At 73.3% G+C, this 525-nt stretch carries 1 protein-coding gene; it reads right to left on the reverse strand.

The window, feature by feature from the left end:
- Positions 1 to 521: phage portal protein (locus tag KY389_RS15070; protein ID WP_219831786.1), on the reverse strand; the 521-nt coding region annotated here is incomplete at its 3' end.
- Positions 522 to 525: the final 4 nt, after the last annotated feature.

Genomic DNA, 525 nt, shown 5'->3' on the forward strand with positions numbered 1-525 from the left:
GCATCGAACTCGATGCCCGCCCGGATCCGCGCCCCGCCGCCGATCTCGCGGTGCAGGTCCATGGGAACCTGCTCGCGATCCAGAAGCTCGAGGTGGAGGGGAATGCCGGCGGCGTCGCTGGCGATGCGCAGCCGCGCGAAGCTCTCGCCGCTCTCGACCATGGCGCGCACGGCCATGGCCTGCAGCCCGTAGAAATCCGCGAGCCCGTCCGGCGCGGCGTGATCCGTCCAGCGCAGCCAGAGCGCCTGAAGCCGCTCGCGCACCGCACGGTCGGGATGGGTGGATTGCGGCTTGATCCCGGCGCCGACGACATTGCCGACCAGGCTGTCCACCGCCGCCGCGACCCACGGGTTGTTGCGCGCATACCACCCGGCCCGCCGCGCCGCCGTGGTCGCGCCCGCCAGGATCGCCGCGTTCACCCCGTCGACTGTCCGCGCCCCCTCCCAACGCCGCCCGCCACCCGCAGCGTCGAAGCCGCGAGCCCGCGCGAGTCCGAGAAGGCGATGGAAGAAGGTCCGCATGGGC

It is taken from the genome of Paracoccus bogoriensis, assembly GCF_019431455.1.
In the GTDB taxonomy this organism is placed as follows: Bacteria; Pseudomonadota; Alphaproteobacteria; order Rhodobacterales; family Rhodobacteraceae; genus Paracoccus; species Paracoccus bogoriensis.